The 19,690-nt window shown below is 72.1% G+C and carries 14 protein-coding genes; all 14 read right to left on the bottom strand.

The features are described from left to right. Positions 1 to 4: 4 nt before the first annotated feature. Positions 5 to 1,771, bottom strand: coding sequence for an FHA domain-containing protein (locus J8M51_RS03930; RefSeq protein ID WP_086753182.1), 1,767 nt, complete (start codon positions 1,769 to 1,771; stop codon positions 5 to 7). A 72-nt stretch (positions 1,772 to 1,843) separates the two neighbouring features. Next, on the bottom strand, positions 1,844 to 3,190 hold the full coding sequence (locus tag J8M51_RS03925) for a vWA domain-containing protein (RefSeq protein ID WP_086753181.1): 1,347 nt from the start codon (positions 3,188 to 3,190) through the stop codon (positions 1,844 to 1,846). A gap of 152 nt (positions 3,191 to 3,342) precedes the next feature. Further along, a complete protein-coding gene (locus J8M51_RS03920) occupies positions 3,343 to 4,659 on the bottom strand; it encodes a PP2C family serine/threonine-protein phosphatase (protein WP_086753212.1) in 1,317 nt (438 codons plus the stop codon). A 3-nt stretch (positions 4,660 to 4,662) separates the two neighbouring features. Further along, a complete protein-coding gene (locus J8M51_RS03915) occupies positions 4,663 to 7,380 on the bottom strand; it encodes a serine/threonine-protein kinase (protein ID WP_086753179.1) in 2,718 nt (905 codons plus the stop codon). Further along, positions 7,377 to 8,702 (bottom strand): hypothetical protein, encoded by a 1,326-nt coding sequence (locus J8M51_RS03910; protein WP_086753177.1) that lies wholly within the window; start codon positions 8,700 to 8,702, stop codon positions 7,377 to 7,379. Before J8M51_RS03910 ends, J8M51_RS03915 begins: the two co-directional genes overlap by 4 nt. Positions 8,703 to 8,772: 70 nt before the next feature. Beyond that, positions 8,773 to 9,804, bottom strand: a complete 1,032-nt coding sequence (locus J8M51_RS03905) for a glutamate ABC transporter substrate-binding protein (RefSeq protein ID WP_236067471.1) — start codon at positions 9,802 to 9,804, stop codon at positions 8,773 to 8,775. A gap of 35 nt (positions 9,805 to 9,839) precedes the next feature. Next, positions 9,840 to 11,312: a hypothetical protein gene (locus tag J8M51_RS03900; protein WP_179202915.1), complete on the bottom strand. Its 1,473-nt coding sequence runs from the start codon at positions 11,310 to 11,312 to the stop codon at positions 9,840 to 9,842. Between the two features lie 277 nt (positions 11,313 to 11,589). After that, a complete protein-coding gene (locus tag J8M51_RS03895; protein WP_267299285.1) occupies positions 11,590 to 12,546 on the bottom strand; it encodes an N-acetylglucosamine kinase in 957 nt (318 codons plus the stop codon). 131 nt (positions 12,547 to 12,677) lie between these two features. Further along, complete coding sequence (locus J8M51_RS03890; protein WP_086753172.1) at positions 12,678 to 13,943, bottom strand: 6-phospho-beta-glucosidase; 1,266 nt, start codon at positions 13,941 to 13,943, stop codon at positions 12,678 to 12,680. A 7-nt stretch (positions 13,944 to 13,950) separates the two neighbouring features. Beyond that, positions 13,951 to 14,850: a carbohydrate ABC transporter permease gene (locus tag J8M51_RS03885; protein ID WP_086753169.1), complete on the bottom strand. Its 900-nt coding sequence runs from the start codon at positions 14,848 to 14,850 to the stop codon at positions 13,951 to 13,953. Beyond that, entirely contained in the window at positions 14,850 to 15,791 is a 942-nt protein-coding gene (locus J8M51_RS03880; RefSeq protein ID WP_086753167.1) for a carbohydrate ABC transporter permease, read from the bottom strand. The genes J8M51_RS03885 and J8M51_RS03880 overlap by 1 nt, the downstream gene beginning before the upstream one ends. A gap of 6 nt (positions 15,792 to 15,797) precedes the next feature. Next, positions 15,798 to 17,135, bottom strand: coding sequence for an ABC transporter substrate-binding protein (locus J8M51_RS03875; RefSeq protein WP_086753165.1), 1,338 nt, complete (start codon positions 17,133 to 17,135; stop codon positions 15,798 to 15,800). A 159-nt stretch (positions 17,136 to 17,294) separates the two neighbouring features. After that, entirely contained in the window at positions 17,295 to 18,497 is a 1,203-nt protein-coding gene (locus tag J8M51_RS03870; protein WP_086753163.1) for an ROK family transcriptional regulator, read from the bottom strand. Positions 18,498 to 18,679: 182 nt separating this feature from the next. Continuing rightward, positions 18,680 to 19,516, bottom strand: coding sequence for a hypothetical protein (locus J8M51_RS03865; protein WP_086753206.1), 837 nt, complete (start codon positions 19,514 to 19,516; stop codon positions 18,680 to 18,682). Between the last annotated feature and the right edge of the window lie 174 nt (positions 19,517 to 19,690).

Below are 19,690 nucleotides of genomic sequence, written 5' to 3'. Positions count from 1 at the left end.
CGGGTCAGCCCCGGCGGATGGTGATGGTCGTCCAGGCACCCACGTGGACCCGGTCCCCGTCCTGGAGGGGGATCGGGACGAAGGGCTGGATGGGGTCCTCGGAGCCGTTGACCGTGGTGCCGTTCGTGGAGTTCTGGTCGACGACCGCCCAGCCGCCGTCGGGCTGCTGGACGAGCACCGCGTGCTGGTGGGAGACGCCCGGGTCCTCCGGCGGCACCGAGAGATCGATGTCGGGGGTGTCACCGGTGGAGTGGCGGCGGCGCCCGATGGTGATCTGGTTGCCGGTGAGGGCGCGTCGCTGCTCCGGGGAGTACGCGGGCAGGTTCAGGCCCGTCGCCTCGGGGCCCGAGCGCTGCATCATCGCCATGAAGTAGTCGCGGTCCGGGCCGATGGTCGCGCTCCAGGTGGTCGGCGCCTGCGGGTACGCGGGACCGGGCGGGGCCTGGGTGGCACCGGGCTGCGGGTAGCCGTAGCCACCGGGGCGGGCGCCCGCGCCGCTGGGGCCACCGGGTCCGGGGCCGCCCGGACCGCCGGGGCCGGTCGACGGCGGGGAGATCACCCAGTCGTCGTCGCCACCGAAGGAGGGGCCGCCGCCGGGACCCTGACCGCCGGGGCCGGGGCCGCCCGGACCTCCGGTCTGCGGTCGTCGGGTCTCCTGCGGGAAGGCGGGCGGAGCGCCCGCCCCGGCCTGCTGGAAGGCGGGCGGAGCGCCCGCCCCGGCCTGCTGGAACGCCTGCGGTGCCCCGCCGGGGCCGCCCTGACCGCCACCGGGGCCCTGACCGCCGGGGCCGCCGGGGAATCCGGGTCCGCCCGGCCCACCTGGCCCACCGGGTCCGCCCGGCGTGGGTCCGGGCGGCGGCGGAACGGGTCGGGAGGGGTCGCCGCCGAAGCCCGAGGGGCCGGGGCGCGAGGGGTCGCCACCGAAGCCGGAGGGGCCGGGGCGCGAAGGGTCACCGCCGAACGGGGGCGGACCGGACGGACCGGGCTGTCCCGGGCCGGGCTGACCCGAAGGCCCATTGCCGAACGCGGAAAAACCACCCGGCCCCGACGGGTCACCGGGTCCACCGGGACCGCCGGCACGGCCGGGCCCACCAGGACGGCCGGGGCCGCCGGGACCCTGTCCGCCCTGTCCACCGTGTCCGGGGCCGCCGGGTCCACCGGGTCCACCAGGGCCGCCGAATCCGCCCGGTCCCCCGGGGCCGCCCTGGCCCGAGGGGTCGCCGCCGAACGGCGGTCCCGGGGGGATCGGCTCGGCGGGACGGTTCACCTGCGAGGGGCGGGAGCTCTGGTAGTCGTACGCGTCACCGCCGCCGAAGGACGGCGGGGGAGGCTGCTGCTGGAACCGCAGCGCCGGGTTCCCGCCGGCACCAGGACCCGGACCGGGGCCGGGGCCACCGGGACCGGGCCCCTGACCGGGGCCAGGGCCGGGTGCCGAGGGCCGGGGCGCGGCCGGGGTGTAGGTCGTCGCGGTGTTGGTCAGGAAGTTCCACCGGCACTCCTCGCAGAAGGGCGCGCCGCCCTCGCGGGGCGTGCGGCACTGCGGGCAGAGCTCCGGCTGGGCGGCGAGGTGCGGGCGTCCACCGGGCCCGCCAGGGCCCCCGGGGCCACCTCCGCCCGGAGGCGGGGGCGGGGAGCCGGGCGGCGGGTATCCGTAACCGGCGCCCGGGGGCGGCGGTGGAGGCGGCGGGGGTACGGCACCGGCCATACGGTGACCGCAGACCTCGCACCAGTCGTCGGAACCCGACTGGTGTCCGTTCGGGCAGGTCGGCATGTCGGCGCTTCCCCCTCTCCTTTCCGACCTCGCGGCCGGTTCCTGTGGCCGCGACGGGCCGGTGTGGTCTGGCTACTTCTTTACACGAACAGTCTTTGTGGACCGGGTCTCGAGAGTCATCTCGTCGGCCTCCGTGACCTTCGCCTTCAGTCGCACAGTACCTGTCGCCGCGTCGACCACGTCCACCACCTTCGCAAGCAGTTTCGCAGTATCCGCGTTCCCCGACGCGCTGGCGAGCTGAACGGCCCGTCCCAGCTTGGCCGTTGCTCCGTCGAAATCACCCGATTTACGGGCGTCCAGACCCTGCTGGATGACTTGTGCCAGTTCGGCCTGACCTGTGTAGTGCGCGACCTGGGGGTTGATCGAGGTGGACGCGACCATGTCGTCGGTCCACATCGCCTTCACCAGACCCTGGGCACCGAGGTTCTGCACGCTCCCGTCGGACTGCGGGATGACGAGGGAGACACGGGCGGCCAGCATCTCCTGGCCGAGATCGGCGGCCGGTACCTCGACGCACACGTGGTAGTCGCGGGACTCGTCGCCCCAGGAGCCGGTCGGGTAGTCTCCGGCACGCGGTCCGGCCTCCGTGCGACGGTCGGTCAACTGCTCGACCGTGGGCGCCACTTGCTTCACGAACTTGATCCGGGTGCCGACCGGGGTCCACAGCCGCAGCGCGACGTCCGCGACCTCCTTGCCCATGGCCGCCTCCATCATCTGCGTGAAGTCGGCGGACAGGGCGGCCGGGTCGGCGACGATGTCGGCGGTCCCGAGCAGTGCGGAGGCGATCCCCGTGACCTCCTTCACCTCCCAGTCGGTGCCCACTCCACGCGCGTCACACGTGAACCGTCCGGCACAGGCGTCCAGCGCGGCCTTCAGGTCCTCCGGCGACTCGTGCTCGTTGCGGCCGTCGGTGAGCAGGATGCCGTGGCGGATGGCGACGTCCGCCGAGGCGAGCAGCCGGTCCGCGAGCTTCAGCCAGGTGCCGATGGCGGTGCCGCCGCCCGCGCTGAGCCTGCGCAGCGCCTGCTTGGCCTGGTCGCGGGTGGCGGAGTCGGCGACCGCGAGCCGGCCGCCGCCGGGGTAGACCTCCCGGGCCACATGGGTGCCGTCGATCACCGCGAAGTGGACGCCGTCGCGCAGGGTGTCGATCGCGGCGGCCGTGGCGTCGCGGGCGTTGCGCATCTTGGTCGGCGGGTAGTCCATCGACCCCGAGCAGTCGACCATGAGCGCCACGGCGGCGGACGGGCCCTGGCCGGGTGAGTACAGGTGCGGCGCGGCGACCGCGCTGCCGATGGTGCCGCCCCCCGTCGCGCTGACCGTCACGATGGCGTTGACCTCGCGGCCGCCCTCGGGCAGGTACTCGTTCTGGTACACCTCGACCGAGAACTGCGGCACGTTCGACTTCGAGAAATTGGCCATGCCTACTCAGATCCCCCTAGCAGCCCCACTGTTGGCCCCACAGCCCGTGGGGTGATGACTCCGCCTGCCTGTACCGGACCGGTCCCCTCCGGTCCGGCGGCCCGTCCGTCCGGCCGCGAAGGCGCTCGCGAACACCCGGCCCGCGAGCACCCTCAGGCCGATCCTGCCCCCTGAGGAGGGGCCGGGAACGGCAGGACGGCCACTGTTACGTTGTCGTGGCCCCCGCCGTCGAGCGCGCGGCCGACCAGAACCTGCGCGCAGTGCAGCGGTCGCCCGGCCGCGTCCAGGGGCACGGCCTCGGCCATCTCCTCGGCGGCCTCCGCGTAGTTCCACAGTCCGTCGGTGCACACCACCACTACACCCGGCCGGTCCGGTTTGAAGGAAGCGGTGTGCGGCTCCAGTTCGTACGCGTCCGCGCCGAGCCAGCCGGTGATCGCGTGGGCGCGCTCGTCGGCGTACGCCTCGGCCTCGCTCATCAGTCCCGCGGACACCATCTGTGCCGCCCACGAGTCGTCCTCGGTGAGCCGGGCCGGGGGCGCGCTGCGGTCCACCGGGACCCAGTAGGCGCGGCTGTCGCCGACCCAGCCGACCACGAGCAGACTCGGGGTGACGATCGAGCCGACGATGGTGCACGCCGGCGCGTTCTGGTGCGGGGCGTGCTCCTGGGCCGTCTCCGGCTCCTCGGCCAGGGCGTTGACCGCGCCCGCGGCGGCGACGATCGCGTCGTGCATGGCCTGCTGCGGGTGGGTGCCGCGCGGCAGCGCGCCCAGCACCGTCTCGTTGGCGACGCGGGCGGCGGCGAGCGAGGCGTCGTCGGGGCGGGTCGCGGAGGACACGCCGTCGCAGACGATCGCGACGACCGCGGGGGAGCCGTCGGGCAGCGCGGTCGAGGAGATCGCGAACGCGTCCTCGTTGCGGTGGTGCCGCAGGCCCCGGTCGCTGACCGCGGCGACCGCGCCCAGCTCCAGCTCCATGTGGTCGCGTTCGCGGGGCTGCGCGTGCCCGCAGTTCTCGCAGTAGCCGTCCAGGTCGACCCGGCCCGCGCGGCAGGCCACGCACACCTTCGTACCGGCCGGCGGGGTGGCGAGGTCGGCGGTGCGCGGGTCCGGCGGCCGGGGCGCGGCGAGCGGGTACTCGTCGGGCTCGTGGGGCCGGTCGAACCGTACGCCCCGCCCCGGGCCGGGCAGTTCGCCGCCGCCGGAGTCGGTGCCCTGGATGTCGGTGGGACGGACCACCGGCGGAGGTGTGTCCGTGCTGGGCTCGGAGGCGACGGGCCAGTCCACGGACGCGGACTCGTCGGGCGCCTCGCCCGCCGTCCCGTTCATGGTGATCGTCGGGTGGTCCTCCGGCGGCGCGGGCACCGCCGAGAGGTCATGGCCGCACGCACCGCAGAAGCGGTCGTCCGAGGCGAGGGGCCACTCGCAGATCGGGCACTTCGTCAGCGCGGTCGGCTGGGGCATCTGGGACATCAACTACACCCACGTCCGGGGGCGGTAACGGTTGGCACGTTCCACCAGGTCGATCCTCTCCTCGCCGCCTTGGGCGAGCCGGGCCAAAGTGCGGTACGACCGCTCCAGTCCGAAGCGGAGGCCGCGCTCGTCCAGCGCGCTGCCGAGCAGCACCCGCTCACCGGCCCGGGGCGCGACACCCTGGCTACCGGAGAGTACCCAGTCGAGGGCGCAGCCAAGGACCTCTGTGGACAACTGCTCACGGCGCACCGCGTCAAGACCGTACCCGCCGAGCGCCTCGACCTGCCCGGCGGCCGCGGTCAGATCGTCCAGGAAGGGCGCGTCCGGCGCGGCCCCGGACGCGGACGGGACGGCTCCGGAACCCCCGGCCCCGGCCGTCCCGGCGGTGGCCCCGAGCGTCGCCTCCGTACGGTGTCTGAGGCGGGCCCGTACCGCGGCGACCCGGGCGGCGGTGTAGTGGATGGACGCCTCCGGCACGGACTCCAGGGTGTGCACGGCGTTCCGCCGGTCCCCGGCGGTCAGCCGCACCCGGGCGAGCCCGAACGCGGCGCTGACGAAACTGGGGTCGGTCGTCCACACCAGCCGGTAGTACTCGGCGGCGTTGTCCAGCTGCCCGAGCACCTCGGCGCACAGGCCGAGGGCCAGCTTGGGGGCCGGCTCGCCCGGGAAGGCGTCGTAGATCGCGTCGAACGACAGCGCGGCGTTCTCGTGGTCGCCGGTGGCCAGCGCGGCCACGCCCCGGTACCAGACCACCCGCCAGTCGTCGGGGTGGTCCCGCTCCAGGGCGTCCAGGGTGGCGAGCGCGATGGTGAACTCCGCCATCTCCAGCCGGGCCCGCAGCTCGCGCAGCCGCAGCTCCAGCGAGCCGCTGGGCGCCGCGTGCAGCGCCGTGATCAGCTCGGTCGGCGCGGAGGTCATGAGCCCCGCCAGGAACCCCGCGTTCGGGTCCCCGGGGTCCACGCGCGGGACGGGCAGCGCGAGGGCCGCGGCGGCGGTGTCCAGCTCCCGGGTGAGCCGGGCGGGGACGGCCGCGCCGGCGGTCAGCAGCAAGGGCGTACCGGAAGGCGAACCACCGTTCGTCCCGCCGTTCACCCCACCGTTCGCCCCGCCGCTCTTCCCACTGCCCCTGTCGCCGTCCTTGTCGCGCCGCACCCCCAGCCGGGACACGTCCCCGTCCAGCTTCGCGAACAGCTCCGTGTCGGTGACCCGTACCTCGGGGCCGAATATCGTCGACAGGGCGGGCCGGGCCCGGCCCGTCTGCAGGGAGACGACCTCCCGCAGCACACCCGTCAGCTGCTCCGACATCTCCTGCGCGGAGGCGAACCGGCGGGCCGGGTCGGGGTCGGTGGCCCGGACCAGCAGCCGGTAGAAGGACTCGTACTGGCGGAAGACCTCGATGTTGTCGGGGTCGGGCAGGGAGTCCACGAAGACGTTCGTGTAGCCCTGGAAGTCGAAGGTGAGGACCGCGAGCGTCCGGGCGACCGTGTACAGGTCGGAGGCGATCGACGGGCCCACGTCGGCGACCTCGGGCGCCTGGTAGCCGACCGTGCCGTAGATGGCCGACTCGTCGTCGTCCATCCTGCGCACCGCGCCCATGTCGATCAGCTTGAGCTGGTCCTCGGTCTGGATCGCGTTGTCGACCTTGAAGTCGCAGTACAGCAGATTGCGGCTGTGCAGGTGGCCGAGCGCCTCCAGCGCCTCGATGCCGTACGCGCACGCCTGCTCGACCGGGAGCGGATCGCGGCGGCCGTCCGTCGTCCGGCGGCCGTTGGCGATCTCCTTCAGCGACTTGCCGCCGACGTACTCCATGACGATGTACCCGTCCAGCGAGCCGGTGCGCTGGTCGAGGTGCTCGACGAAGTTGTAGATGCGGACGATGTTGGAGTGCTCGATCTCGGCGAGGAAGCGGCGCTCGGAGATCGCGGCGGCCATCGCGTCCTGGTCGCCGGTGTCCAGCAGGCCCTTCAGCACCACCCAGCGGTCCGACACCGCCCGGTCGATGGCCAGATAGATCCAGCCGAGACCGCCGTGCGCGAGACAGCCCACGACCTCGTACTGGCCGCGCACGATGTCGCCCGAGTGCAGCTTCGGCACGAAGGAGTACGGGTGGCCGCACTTGGTGCAGAAACCCTCCGTGCGCCCCGGCCGCTCCCCGCGCGCCCGCCCGACCGGCGCCCCGCAGTCGGAGCGCGAGCAGAACCGCTTCCGCTCGGGCACCTCGGCGGTCTCCAGCACCATCGAACGCGGGTCCGGGCGCGGTACGTCCGGGACCTGGACGAGCCCGACGCCGAGCCGGGCCCGCCCCGAGGAACCTGCGGTCTTGCCGGAACTGCGCACCGACACCGAGCGGCCCGTCGACCTGCCCGACAGGGCACGCGAGAGCCGGCCCGAGACCGAGCGCCGGGACTGCGAGGAGCGCCCGGAGGTGCGCGAGGAGCGTGCACTGCCGGAACTGGAGCCGCGCGAGCCCCTGCCGCCGCCCGTGATGCCGGTGGGCGGGGAGTTGACCATGCCGCTCGCCGAGACCACCGGCGCCAGACCGCACTCGTCGCAGTACAACTCGCCGCCGCCGACGTCCTCGTAGGCGCCCGAGCAGCCGGGCCGCTGGCACGACTGCCGCGACGCCTCCGCGCCCGACCCGCCTTCGCCCGCGGGGGTTTCGGCCGCGGGGCTCTCGCCCGCCGTGCCCTCGCCCGCCGGACTCTCCTCCGTCTGGCTCACGACTGCTCCTCCCTCCGGTCCTGCGGCGCCCGTCGGACGGGTACCGACTGGCCCAGCAACTCCGCGACCGCCTGCTGGTAGCGCAGCACCGCCAGCTCGGCGACGCGCAGGTCGCAAGGGGCGCTCCACAGCATGCGGCGCGCCGCGTCGTACCGCTCCACCAGCAGCGAGTCCTCCGCGAAGCCGTGCCGGGCGACCTTCGCCTTGTACGCGTCCAGCCGGCCGCGCAGCTCCGCGCGGACCGCCAGCGGCGCGGTGACCGCCGTCAACGACTCGCGGGCGCGCAGCAGTTCGTCGTCCGCCTTCTGCTCCAGGGACTCCAGGAGCGGGGACAGCCGGTGCCACTGCGCGTGCCGGCGGTACTCGGCCGCCAGCGCCAACTGCTCCTGCAGCACCGTCGGCGGGCCGCTCACCACGGGCACCTCGGTCGCGGCGATCTTCGCCAGCACCTCACCGCGCGCGCTGCGCGCCTCGGCGAGCGTCCGGTCCGCGCGGCTGAGCACGTCCCGCAGCTTCACCAGCCGCGACTCGGCGTCCTGGCGGACCGTCAGCACGGCGTCGATCTCCCGCCGTACGTCCTCCAGGGCGCGTGCCTCGCGGTCGTACGTCGTGGTGTCCGGGCGACCGCCGCCGGGGGCCGAACTGCCCGGCGCCGGGACCCAGAAGGCCAGCGGATCGGAGACGACCTGCTCACGCAGCCGGGTCAGGGTGCGGGTGATCCGCTCCAGATCGTCGGCGGCCGGGTGCTCGCCGGGGCGTACGCCCACGGAGTGCGCGAGCTGGCGGGTGCGCTGGAGCTCGGCGGCCAGTAAATCGATCCGGGCGGGCAGCGCGGACCACACCGCGTCGGCGGCCACGACCATGTCCAGCGAGGACGCGTACAGGTCGTTCATCCGGTCCACGAGGGTGACCAGCGAGAACTGCTCGCTGAGGCGGCTTCCGCCCTGCAGCGTCGGCGCGTTCGCCATCGCCGTCGCGGAGCCGGCGACCGTGACGGCCTCGCCGCGCAGCAGCTCCGTCAGCTCCACCAGGTCCTCCCGGCTGGACCAGCGGCGCCGCGAACGGATCTCCCGTGCGGAGCGCAGCGCGTCCGAGTACGCGTCGAAGTACGCCCACAGCAGCGTGATCGACGCGTCCGCGGAGGTCCAGCGCTCCTTGGTGACGCCGGTCAGCTCGGCGCCTTCGAGCAGCCTGCGGCCCGCGTGGTCCTGCAGGGCGAGCAGCGAGGTCTCGATGGCCTCGTGCTCCGCGCCGAGCCGCGCGAGCGCACGGTCCACATCGTCCCGGTCCATCACCGGCCCCGTGGATCCCGCGACGCCCATCGATCACCTCTCGCTGCTGTCGGTGTCCGTCAGTGGAAAGCGGTCCTTCTAGGTCAGTCAGTCCAGTACGTCAGTCGCTGTACTGGGGGGAAGGCGGCCGGGAGTTCGCCGAGTCGCGGCCGAGTGTCCCGGACAGCCAGGTGTCGTACGAGGTCTGCCAGCCGTCCTTGAGATAGTCCACCAGCACCTGGTTGACCCGGCGTACCAGACCCTCCGCGTCCCGGTTCATCGCCACGCCGTAGTACTCGGTGGTGAACGGCTCGCCGACCAGCTTCACCGTCGGGTCCTGTGCCGCCTGGCTCGCGGCGAGGGCGCCGTCGGTGACCACGGCGTCGACCTGGCCGAGCTGGAGCCTGACCAGGCAGTCGAGTTGGTTGGGGACGGTCAGGGAGACGTCGGTGGAGGCGGGCAGCCGACCCGACGTCTTGCCCGCATCGAGGGTGGACCAGGCGGTGGACGTGGCCGCCGTACAGATCTTCTTGTCCGCCAGCGTCTTGCCGTAGCCCTCGATCGTCGTCGACTTGGGGGCCAGTATCTGCTGACCGGTCTTGAAGTACGGCTGGGAGAAGGCGACTTCCTCCATACGCTTGCAACTGATCGTCATGGTGCGGACCACCATGTCGACCTCCCCCTCCTGGAGCGCGGGAATGCGCCGGCTGGTGGGAATCGCCTTGAAGCGCACCTTGTCCCGGTCGCCGAGCAGCTCCTCGGCGATGCGGTGCGCGATGTCGATGTCGAAGCCCTCCAGTTGGGCGTCGTCGTTCGTGCTGTTCGGGTCGCGGTAGCCCCAGCGGTAGCTGTTCTGGTCGACGCCGACCGTGATGTAGTCGTTCTTCTCGATGCGCTCGACGGCCTCGTCGGACGCGTCGGAGGAGGGCCGCAGGCTCTGGTTCTCCGGGTCCTTCATGGTGGCGCACTTGTCCGCCCGGGTCTGGGTGCCCCGGGCCACGCCCTGGCCGCCGGTGGCCGTCGTGCCGTCGCCGCGGGTGCCCTTGACCGGCAGCACCAGGGCGAAGACCAGGGTCAGGGCGCAGAGGACCGCCATCGCGCCCACGCCGCCCCAGCCCCGCAGACCGGCCCGCAGACGTCGTACCGCATGCATCGCTCCTCCTCCCACCGCGTCTCCTCCCGCCGCCGTCACCGGTACTCCGAAAGCCTGCGTCCGATGCCGAGGATCGCGCCCGCCGCGCCCAGCACGGCGAGGACCGCGGCGCCCACGGGGAGGCCGAGCATGGCGTTCCTGCCGCCCTCGGCAGCCCGTCTGAACTCCGCGGTCTCGTACTTGCTCGCGATGCCCAGGTTCGTGTCGACCTCGTCGAAGCACTCGCCGGTCGGCTTGTTGCCCTGCGGGCACTCGGTGGTCTTCGTGCCGCCGATGACCTGGGCGAGGGCGCACTGGTAGTCGCCCTGCTCGTCGGCCGTGCGGGCGTTCCCGTGCCGCTTCTTCCACTCCTCCATGCCGGCGCCGGCGGCTTTCAGGGGCCGCTCGCCGCTGTCGTCGTCGGCGAGAGCCTCCGCGGCGGCCAGCTGCTTCTCGAGCGTGGCCATACTTGTGTCGAACTGGAGGTCGAACTTGTCGACGACCTCGTCCTTCGCGTTCGTCGCGGTCTCCGCGCCCCGGCTGATCAGCGTCAGGTTCTCGTTGCCACGGGCGGTGAGGGAGGCGATGCGCGCGTCGTTCAGGACGGTCAGCGACCGCACACCGTGTTCATAGGAGTCGTTCAGGCCCGAGCGGGCGACCGTATGGCCCCCGGCCAGCCACAGCAGGACGACGGTGGAGGCGGCCGTCGCCGCGACCAGGCCCTGGTTCAGCACCCGGTTGGTGCGCCGGTAGTTGCGGCGCTGAGCCCAGACGAGGCCGCCGATGGCCAGCACTCCGAGACCGATCGCGGCCCACGGGTACGCCGTGGCGTCCGCGTAGTCGTCACGGAGCCGCTCGTTCTCGTTGTCGTAGATGCGCTGTGCCTCGCCGAGCATGATCTGCATCTTGTCGTTCGCGTACCGGAGATAGGCGCCGCCCAGCGGGTAGCCCAGCCGGTTGTTGGCGCGGGCCCGCTCCACCAGGCCCTTGTACTCGGGCAGCAGGGCGTTCAGTTTGGCGATGCGCTGCTCGGAGTCGGAGCCGGACTTCGACGCGGTCGCGGCGAAGGCCAGCTTCTTCGCGGCCTCCCCCATCTCCCGCTCGTACACCTCGCGCGATTTCGGGGTCTCCTGACCGCCGGCGAGGAAGCCGTCGGAGGCCGCCGTGTTGGCGGCGGCCAGTGAACTGTAGATCTCCGCCGCGGCGGAGCTGAGGCGCTGGCTGCCGTAGAGCACGTCGTCGGCGGCGGACGACCGGTCGTTCATCTGCCAGGCGGTGACCGAGCCGAACGCCACGACCAGGAAGGCGAGGACGGCACCGATGATGCGCAGCCGGCCCGGCTCGGTCGTCGCGGCGGCGCGCAGCTGGTCGACGCCCTCGGCGAACGCCGTACGGCGGGGCGGGCCCCCGTCCGGGGCCGGGAGCGGAAGGGGCGACCTGGACGCGGGCGCGGCCTGTGCCGGCACGGCGGGGCCCGGGCCCGCGGGTGGTGCCGTCGGTGCCTTGCTGCCCTCCGGCGTGAATGTCACCTGACCTCCCCCTGGTCATCCGTCCGTCACTTCCGCCCGCACGCACGGACAGAGGTGCACGGCCGCAAGTATCGCCGCCGGGACCGACAACGCACAGACCCTGACTCGATCTTGTTCCCCGATCGTGTCCGTAGGTGCCGAGCCTGTTGTGCACCGGCGCAGCACAAGGCTTCCCGCGCCACCCCCCGCCCATGAATACGCGCTCCGGTCGGGTTCGGTTCCCTGGGGGTTCGAACGCGTTCGAGGGGGAGGGATGAGGGGTGGCGCGGGTGCCGGGTCAGCCTCCTTCGTAGTGCGCCCGCACGCGCGCGTGCACGGTTCCCGGCGCGCCCACCCGGTCGAGGCCGAGCAGGGCCGCGCCCAGCACCGGGGCGGCGGTGACAACCCGGGGGACGGCCTTGGGCGCGGCGGCGGCCAGCGCCTCGCGGACACGGGCGTCGAGGAGAGGGTGCCGGGCGGCGAGGACACCGCCGCCGAGGAGGACGGGGGTCTCCTCGCCGAGGAGGTCCAGGCGGGTCAGGGCCACCGTCGCCATGGCCACCACCTCCTCGGCCATACGGTCCACCAGGGAGCGGGCCACCGGGTCGCCCGCGGTCGCCGTGGCGAACAGGACCGGGGTCAGCTCATGGCGGCGGAACGCCGGGATGTGCTCCAGGTGCAGGGCCTCGACCAGGGCGTACACGGAGTCCAGGCCGAAGTGCGCGGGCAGGGTGTCGGCGAGGGCCGTCGGCCCGCCCCGGCCGTCCTCCGCGCGGGACGCGTGCCACATCGCCTCCTCGGCGAGGCCCCAGCCGCCGCCCCAGTCGCCGGAGAGGCGCCCGAGCGCCGGGAAACGGGCGGTGCGGCCGTCGGGGCGCATACCGACGCAGTTCACCCCGGCCCCGCACACCACGGCCACACCCCGGGGTTCGGCGACGCCGGCCCGCAGGATGGCGAAGGTGTCGTTGCGGACCTCGACGGTCGTGCCCCACGCGCGCGTGCGCAGCGCCGCCGCGAGTTGCTCCTCCTCCACGGGGAAGTCGGCGTTGGCCAGACACGCCGAGACATGGTCGACCGAGCCGACCCCGGCCTCGGCGAGGGCCCGCCCCACGATCTCCGCGAGGCCGTCGACCGCAGCCGTCACCCCGACGGCCGGCGGCTGGAACCCGCCACCGCGCGCCGCGCCCAGCACCTGCCCGTCCGGCGCGATCACGGCGACGTCGGTCTTGCTGTTGCCCGCGTCGACGGCGAGCACGCTTCCGCGCCCGCCGTCCCCGCGCGCATCCGGTTGCCCGCCGTCCGGCTCGCGTGCGCCCGTGTCCGCATCCGCGCGCACGCCGTCCCGCCCGCGCGCGCCCGCGTCCGAACCCGCGCGCACGCCGTCGCTCACGCCCACGTGAGGTGCTCCTGGTTGTGTGCGATCAGACGGTCGGTGAGGGCCTCGGCGTACTCGTACTGGCCGATCAGGGGGTGGGAGAGCAGCGCCCGGAACACCCGGTCCCGGCCGCCGCGCAGGGCCGCGTCCAGGGCCAGGTCCTCGTACGCGGTCACGTTGGCCATCAGGCCCGCGTACAGCGGGTCCACGGCCTCCACCGGCAGGGGGGCCGCGCCCTCCTTGCCCACGGCCGCCTGCACCTCGATCACCGCGTCGTCGGGCAGGAAGGGCAGGGTGCCGTGGTTGAGGGTGTTCACCACCTGGTACGGGCTGCCCCCGTCGCCCAGCAGCGACGCGGCGAGGTCGACGGCCGCCTCCGAGTAGAAGGCCCCGCCCCGCTTCGCGAGCAGCGCCGGCTTCTCGTCGAGGGCGGGGTCGGCGTACATCTCCAGCAGCTGTCGTTCCATCGCGGCCACTTCGGCGGCCCGGGACGGCTTGGTGGCCAGTTCCCGTACGACCTCGTCGTGGGCGTAGTAGTAGCGCAGGTAGTAGGAGGGGACCACGCCGAGACGGTCCAGGACCGGGCGGGGCAGCCGCAGATCGGCGGCGATGGTGTCGCCGTGGTCGGCCAGCAGCTTCGGCAGGACGTCCTCGCCGGAGGGGCCGCCGAGGCGGACGCCGGTCTCCCAGGTGAGGTGGTTGAGGCCGACGTGGTTCAGGTGGACCTCGCCCGGGGTCACCCCGAGGTGCGCGGCGAACTTCCGCTGCAGCCCGATCGCCACGTTGCACAGCCCGACCGCCTTGTGCCCGGCACCGAGCAGCGCCCGGGTCACGATCCCCACCGGGTTGGTGAAGTCGATGATCCAGGCGTCCGGGTTGGTACGGCGGACCCGTTCGGCGATGTCCAGGACGACCGGGACCGTGCGCAGCGCCTTCGCGAGGCCGCCCGCGCCGGTGGTCTCCTGTCCGACGCAGCCGCACTCCAGCGGCCAGGTCTCGTCCTGCTCCCGGGCGGCCTGCCCGCCGATACGGAGCTGGAGCAGGACCGCGTCGGCGCCCTCGACGCCGGCGTCCAGATCACCGGTGGTGACGATCCGGCCGGGGTGCCCCTGACGGGCGAAGATGCGGCGGGCCAGGCCGCCGACCAGCTCCAGCCGGTCGGCGGCCGGGTCGACGAGCACCAGCTCCTCGATCGGCAGCGTGTCCCTGAGCCGGGCGAACCCGTCCACGAGTTCGGGTGTGTAGGTCGATCCTCCGCCGACCACAGTGAGCTTCATATGCGGATCAACCCTTTACTCCGGTCAGGGTGACGCCTTCGACGAACGCCTTCTGTGCGAAGAAGAACACGAGGATCACGGGGGCCATGACCAGCACGGTCGCGGCCATGGTCAGATTCCAGTCGGTGTGGTGCGCGCCCTTGAAGGACTCCAGGCCGTAACTGAGCGTCCAGGCGGCCGGGTTCTCGGAGGCGTAGATCTGCGGGCCGAAGTAGTCGTTCCAGGCGTAGAAGAACTGGAACAGCGCGACGGCCGCGATACCCGGCTTCGCCATCGGCAGGACGACCCGCAGCAGGGTGCGCAGTTCGCCGCAGCCGTCGACCCGGGCCGCGTCCAGGTACTCGTTCGGGATGGTCGTCAGGAACTGCCGCAGCAGGAAGATGGAGAACGCGTCCCCGAACGCCATCGGGATGATCAGCGGCCACAGCGAACCGGACAGGTCCATCTGCTTGGCCCAGAACAGGTACATCGGGATCACGACGACCTGCGGCGGCAGCATCATCATCGAGATGACCAGCATCAGCGCCAGATTGCGGCCCCGGAAGCGGAACTTGGCGAGCGCGTACGCCACGGGCACAGAGGACACCACGGTCAGGACGGTGCCGAGGCCCGCGTAGATCAGGGTGTTCTTCCACCAGGTCAGGAAGCCGGGGGTGTCCAGCACCTGCCGGTAGTTGCTCCACTCCCAGGTGTCCGGGACGAGGTCGCGGGTGAGCGCCTGCTGGTCGCTCATCAGCGAGGTCAGGACGACGAAGACGAACGGCAGGGTGAAGAAGAGCGCGGCGGCCACGCCCAGCGAGTGGACGGCGATCCACTCCAGCAGGGCCCGGCGGCGGGCGGTGCGCTCGCTCTCCCGGGCGGCGACCGGTGCCACGGCCCTGTCGGGTGCGTCGAGTAGTTGGGTCATCAGTCACCCGCTCCGATCAGTCCGCCCTTGCGCCGCATCAGCAGCGCGGTGAACACCATCGACAGGGCGAACAGCACGAGGGCGACCACACAGGCGGAGCCGTAGTCGAAGCGCTGGAAGCCCAGGTTGTAGACGAGTTGGGGGAGGGTCAGGGTCGACTTGTCGGGGTAGCCCGGCTCGAACTGCTGGCCGGAGCCGCCGATGATGCCGGAGGCGACCTTCCCGGCCACCAGGGGCTGCGTGTAGTACTGCATGGTCTGGATCACGCCCGTGACCACGGCGAACATCACGATCGGCGAGATGGTCGGCAGGGTGACGAACCGGAACCGCTGCCAGGCCGAGGCCCCGTCCAGCTCGGCGGCCTCGTACTGCTCCTTCGGCACGTCGAGCAGCGCGGCCATGAAGATGACCATCAGATCGCCCACGCCCCACAGCGCGAGCGCGGTGAGCGCCGGCTTGGACCAGGTCGGGTCGGTGAACCAGCCGGGTGTCGGCAGGCCCAGGTCGCCCAGGATCGCGTTGACCGGGCCGGTGCCGGGGTTGAGGAGGAAGACGAAGGCGAGGGTCGCGGCGACCGGCGGGGCCAGATAGGGCAGGTAGAAGAGGGTGCGGAAGACGCCCGTACCCGTCTTGATCTTGGTGATGAGCAGGCCGACGCCGAGCCCGAACACCACCCGGCAGGTCACCATCACCAGGACCAGCCAGAGGGTGTTGCGCAGGGCCGGCCAGAACATCGGGTAGTCGTTGAAGACGTAGGACCAGTTGCCCAGGCCGCGGAAGGCCGGCGTACCGAAGCCGTCGTACTTCATCAGCGAGAAGTACACGGTGGACACCAGCGGATAGGCGAAGAAGACGCCGAAGCCGATCAGCCAGGGTGACAGGAAGGCCACCGTGCGAAGCGCCGACCGGCGGCGCTTCGCACCGAGAGTGTGGGTGGACATCGGGCGCTACTTCGCCTGGGCGATGTCGGTGTCGATCTGCGCCGCGGTCTTCTCCAGACCCTTCTGCAGATCCTTCACCTTCCCGGACTCGTACTGGTAGCCGAAGTCCTGCAGCGTCGTCTGGTACGTCGAGCCGTTGATGGAGGCCGGCGGGGTGTTGGAGTGCTCGTTCTGGGCGATGTCCAGGAAGGTCTGGAAGCCCTCGTCCACCTTCAGGTCGGGCGACTTCAGGGCCGCGAACGTGGACGGCACGTTGTGGATGGCGTTGGCGAAGGAGACGACGGCCTCGGTGTCGGTCGTCAGGTACTTCACCAGCTCCCAGGCCGCGTTCTGCTTCGTGCTCTGCGGGGCGATGCCGATGATCGTGCCCGAGAGGAAGCCCTTGCCGTACTCGTCGACCTCGTCGTCGGCCACGGGCATCGGCGCGGTGCCGATCTCGAAGTCGGTCCCGGCGGCCTTCGCCATCCCGAGCCGCCACTCGCCGTCCAGCTGCATGGCCACCTGGCCGGTCTGGAACGGGTGCTTGGCGCCCCACTCGTCACCGAAGGTGTTCCGGTACTTCTCCAGCTTCGCGAAGCCGCCGAGCGAGTCCACCAGGCTCTTCTGGTACTTGAACATCTCCGCGAACGCCGGGTCCTCGGAGATGTTCGACTTGCCGTCCGCGTTGAAGTACGCGTGGTCCCACTGCGACATGTAGTGGTCCACGACCGTCTCGTAGCCGTGGAAGTTCGGCATGAAGCCGAGCTGCGAGTAGCTGTCGCCCTTGCTCTTGGTCAGCTTCTCGGCGACCTTCGCGAACTCCGACCAGGTCTTCGGCGGCGCCTTGATGCCGGCCTTCTCGAACGCGTCCTTGTTGTAGTACAGCCCGTACGCGTCACCCAGCAGCGGCAGCGCGCACCGGGTGCCCTCGAACTGCGTGTAGTCCAGCATCGGCTTCGGGATGATCTTGTCGAGGTCCAGCTTGGACTTCTCGATGAAGGGCTTGAGGTCGAGGAAGGCCCCGGACGAGCAGAACTTGCCGATGTTGGAGGTCGTGAAGGACGACACGACGTCGGGCCCGTTCGAACCGCCCGCCCGCAGCGCCTGGTTGAGCTTGTCGTCGTTGATGTTGCCGACGACCTTCACCGTGATGTTCGGGTGGTCCTTCTCGAAGCGGTCCACGTTCGCCTGGATCGCCTTCACCTCGCCGGGCGCGCTCCACCCGTGCCAGAAGGTGATCGTCGTCTTCGCGTTCGGGTCGTCGGAGGCACCGCTCTCGGCCTGACCGGTACAGGCGGTGGCGAGCAGGGAGAGGGAGGCGGTGGCGGCGAGAGCGACAGCCGCTTTCTTGGATATTCCGGACATGGCAGGGTCTCCTGAGGGAGGGGAGGGATGATCTGGGAGGAAGACAGGGGTGATCTGGGAGGACGGGGGCGCGCCCGGGAAACCCCAAGGGGCGCGGGGAACTGCGCGACCAGCCACGCACGGCCGGCAGTTTTCGAAGGACCTGGGACGCGGCCGAACTCAGCGGAGCGTCAGCGTGTCGAAGACCTCGTCACGCGTCGCCGCGAGCGCGCTCTCCAACGCGCCCCGCAGCACAGGGTGTTCACGTACGTCACCGAGCACGAGCCGTGGCCGGGAGGCCGCCAGCTCCGCCAGCTCGGCCTCGACGAGCGCCCGCAGCGGCTCGCCGCCGGCGGTCAGCGCCGTACCGCTGAGGACGACGAGTTCGGGATCGAGTACGGCCACGAGCGACGCGATACCTGTCGCGAGCCCCGTGGCGTACGTGGCCAGAAGTTGACGGTGGGCCCCGGAGTCGATGTCGGCGGCGGCACGGGCCACGAGCGCCGTCGCGACCTCGGCGTAGGGCCCCTCCGGGATCGGGGTGATCCCCAGCTCACGGGCGAGCCGGGGGATGATCTGCGAACCGGCGAGCTCCTGATAGCCCCCGCTGTTCGCCTTGGTGACCTGGCGGACCAGCGGCACACCGGGCACCGGCAGGAAGCCGACCTCGCCCGCGCCGCCGGTGAACCCCCGGTGCAGCCGGCCGCCCAGGACCACGGCCGCGCCGAGACCGCCCTCGTTCCACAGCAGGACGAAGTCCTCGTGGCCCCGGGCCGCGCCGAGCCGTTGTTCGGCCAGCGCGGCGAGGTTCACGTCGTTCTCGTACTCCACCGGCATCGGCAGTGCGGCGGCGAGTTCGCCGAGGAGGGCGGGGGAGTGCCAGCCCGGCAGGTGCGAGGCGTAGCGCAGCCGCCCGGTGCCCGGGTCGAAGGCGCCGGGTGTGCCGATGACCAGACGGTGTACGTCGGAGCGGACGAGTCCGGCGGCCTTGACGGCCCCGTCGAGGGCGGCGGTGACCTGCCGTACGACGGGTTCGGCGGGGCGTCGTCCGGGGGTGGGGACGGCGTGCTCGCCGACCGTGCGGCCGGTGATGTCGGCGACGGCGGCCAGCACGCGTTCGGGGGTGACGTCGAGGCCTGCGGCGTACGCGGCGGTCGGGTCGACCGCGTAGAGCTGGGCGTTGGGGCCGGGTCGGCCCGCGCCCGGGGTGTCGGGGCCGGTGCCGTCCGTGCCGGTGCCCGTGGCTTTCACGAGTCCGGCGGCTTCGAGGCGGGCCAGGAGCTGGGAGGCCGTCGGCTTGGACAGCCCCGTCAGCTTGCCGAGCCGGGTCCGGGAGAGCGGCCCGTGCTCCAGCAGCAGGTCGAGTGCGGCACGGTCGTTCATGGCGCGCAGTACGCGAGGGGTTCCTGCCACGGTCCGCCACCTGCCCAACTGTTAGGAAAGTTTCCTGTCGGATGCCAGGACGATAGGACTAGACCAGGTGAGCGTCAATATCCGGCCAACAAAAAAGCCCCCGGGCAACGGAGTCGTTACCTGGGGGCGGTGTCGGCCACGGAGGCCGGGGGCTACTTCACGTCGACGAAGTCCGCCGCGGACGTCACGGCCGCGGTGGTGGACGTGCCCGCGAACCGGTAGCGGTAGGAGCCGTCCTTCGACGCCTTCACGGTGGTGGACAGCGCGCCGGCCGTACCGGAGGTCACCGTCTTCACGTCCGTGTAGGCGGTGGCGCCCTTGGCCTTGAACTGCAGGGTCGCCTTCTGGCCCTTGAAGCCCGCGTACTTGCTCGTGTTCCAGTCCGCGCGGGTGAGCTGGCCCTTGACCGTCAGGGTCCTGCCCTTGACGGCCGGCTCGGGGGTGGCGTTCACGGTGGCCTTGGCGAGCCGCTGGACCTTCGCGGTGCCGAGGTTGCCCCAGATGTCGCTGCCGAAGTGCGCGCCGATGTGGTCGTCGGAGTCGTCGCTGTCCTCGGCCGCCTCGAAGTAGACGGCGGCGGCCTTCCAGGTGGTGGCGTCCGCGCCCTCGAAGAGGTTGTCCCGGGGGTCGATGGTGAGCTTCGTTGCGCAGGACTCGGTCACCGTGGTGTCGGTCGTCGCGGTCGGCGTGCAGGCGGGCTTCCTGGCGGCGCCCTCGATGGCGTTGTCGGGCTCCGCGAGCCTGCCCCGGTAGAGGGCGACGCCCAGGAAGTTGTTCTGGTAGTCGACCTTGAAGGCGGTCGGCCGGGTGACGGTGTACGTGACCGGGACGGTCACATCGGCCTTGGTGCCGACCACGATCGGCTTGCCGTTGTTGACCGTGACGGCGCCGAAGGCCAGGTCCGGCGAGTCGGCCAGCGCGGCGGGCGCGGCCAGGCCGGTGAGAGCCAGGGCGCCGGACACGGCGGCGCCTATGGCGAGCTTGCGCATGAGTCCCCACATTCGAAGCGGGCCCCTGGGCGTTGCGCTCCAGAACAAGGGCCGCTGTTGGGGTGACACTAAGCGATCACATGTGCGAGGGGAACGTGGGGTGCCTGTGAAGGCGGTAACGAATCCGCAGGTCAACCGGATGTGACTGTTCCGGGTGCCCCCGCTCAGGGGCAC

Origin of the sequence: Streptomyces griseiscabiei, from assembly GCF_020010925.1 — a bacterium.
Taxonomy (GTDB): Bacteria; Actinomycetota; Actinomycetes; order Streptomycetales; family Streptomycetaceae; genus Streptomyces; species Streptomyces griseiscabiei.
Note: the sequence above shows the minus strand (reverse complement) of the source record. Positions and strands in the feature narration are given on the sequence as shown.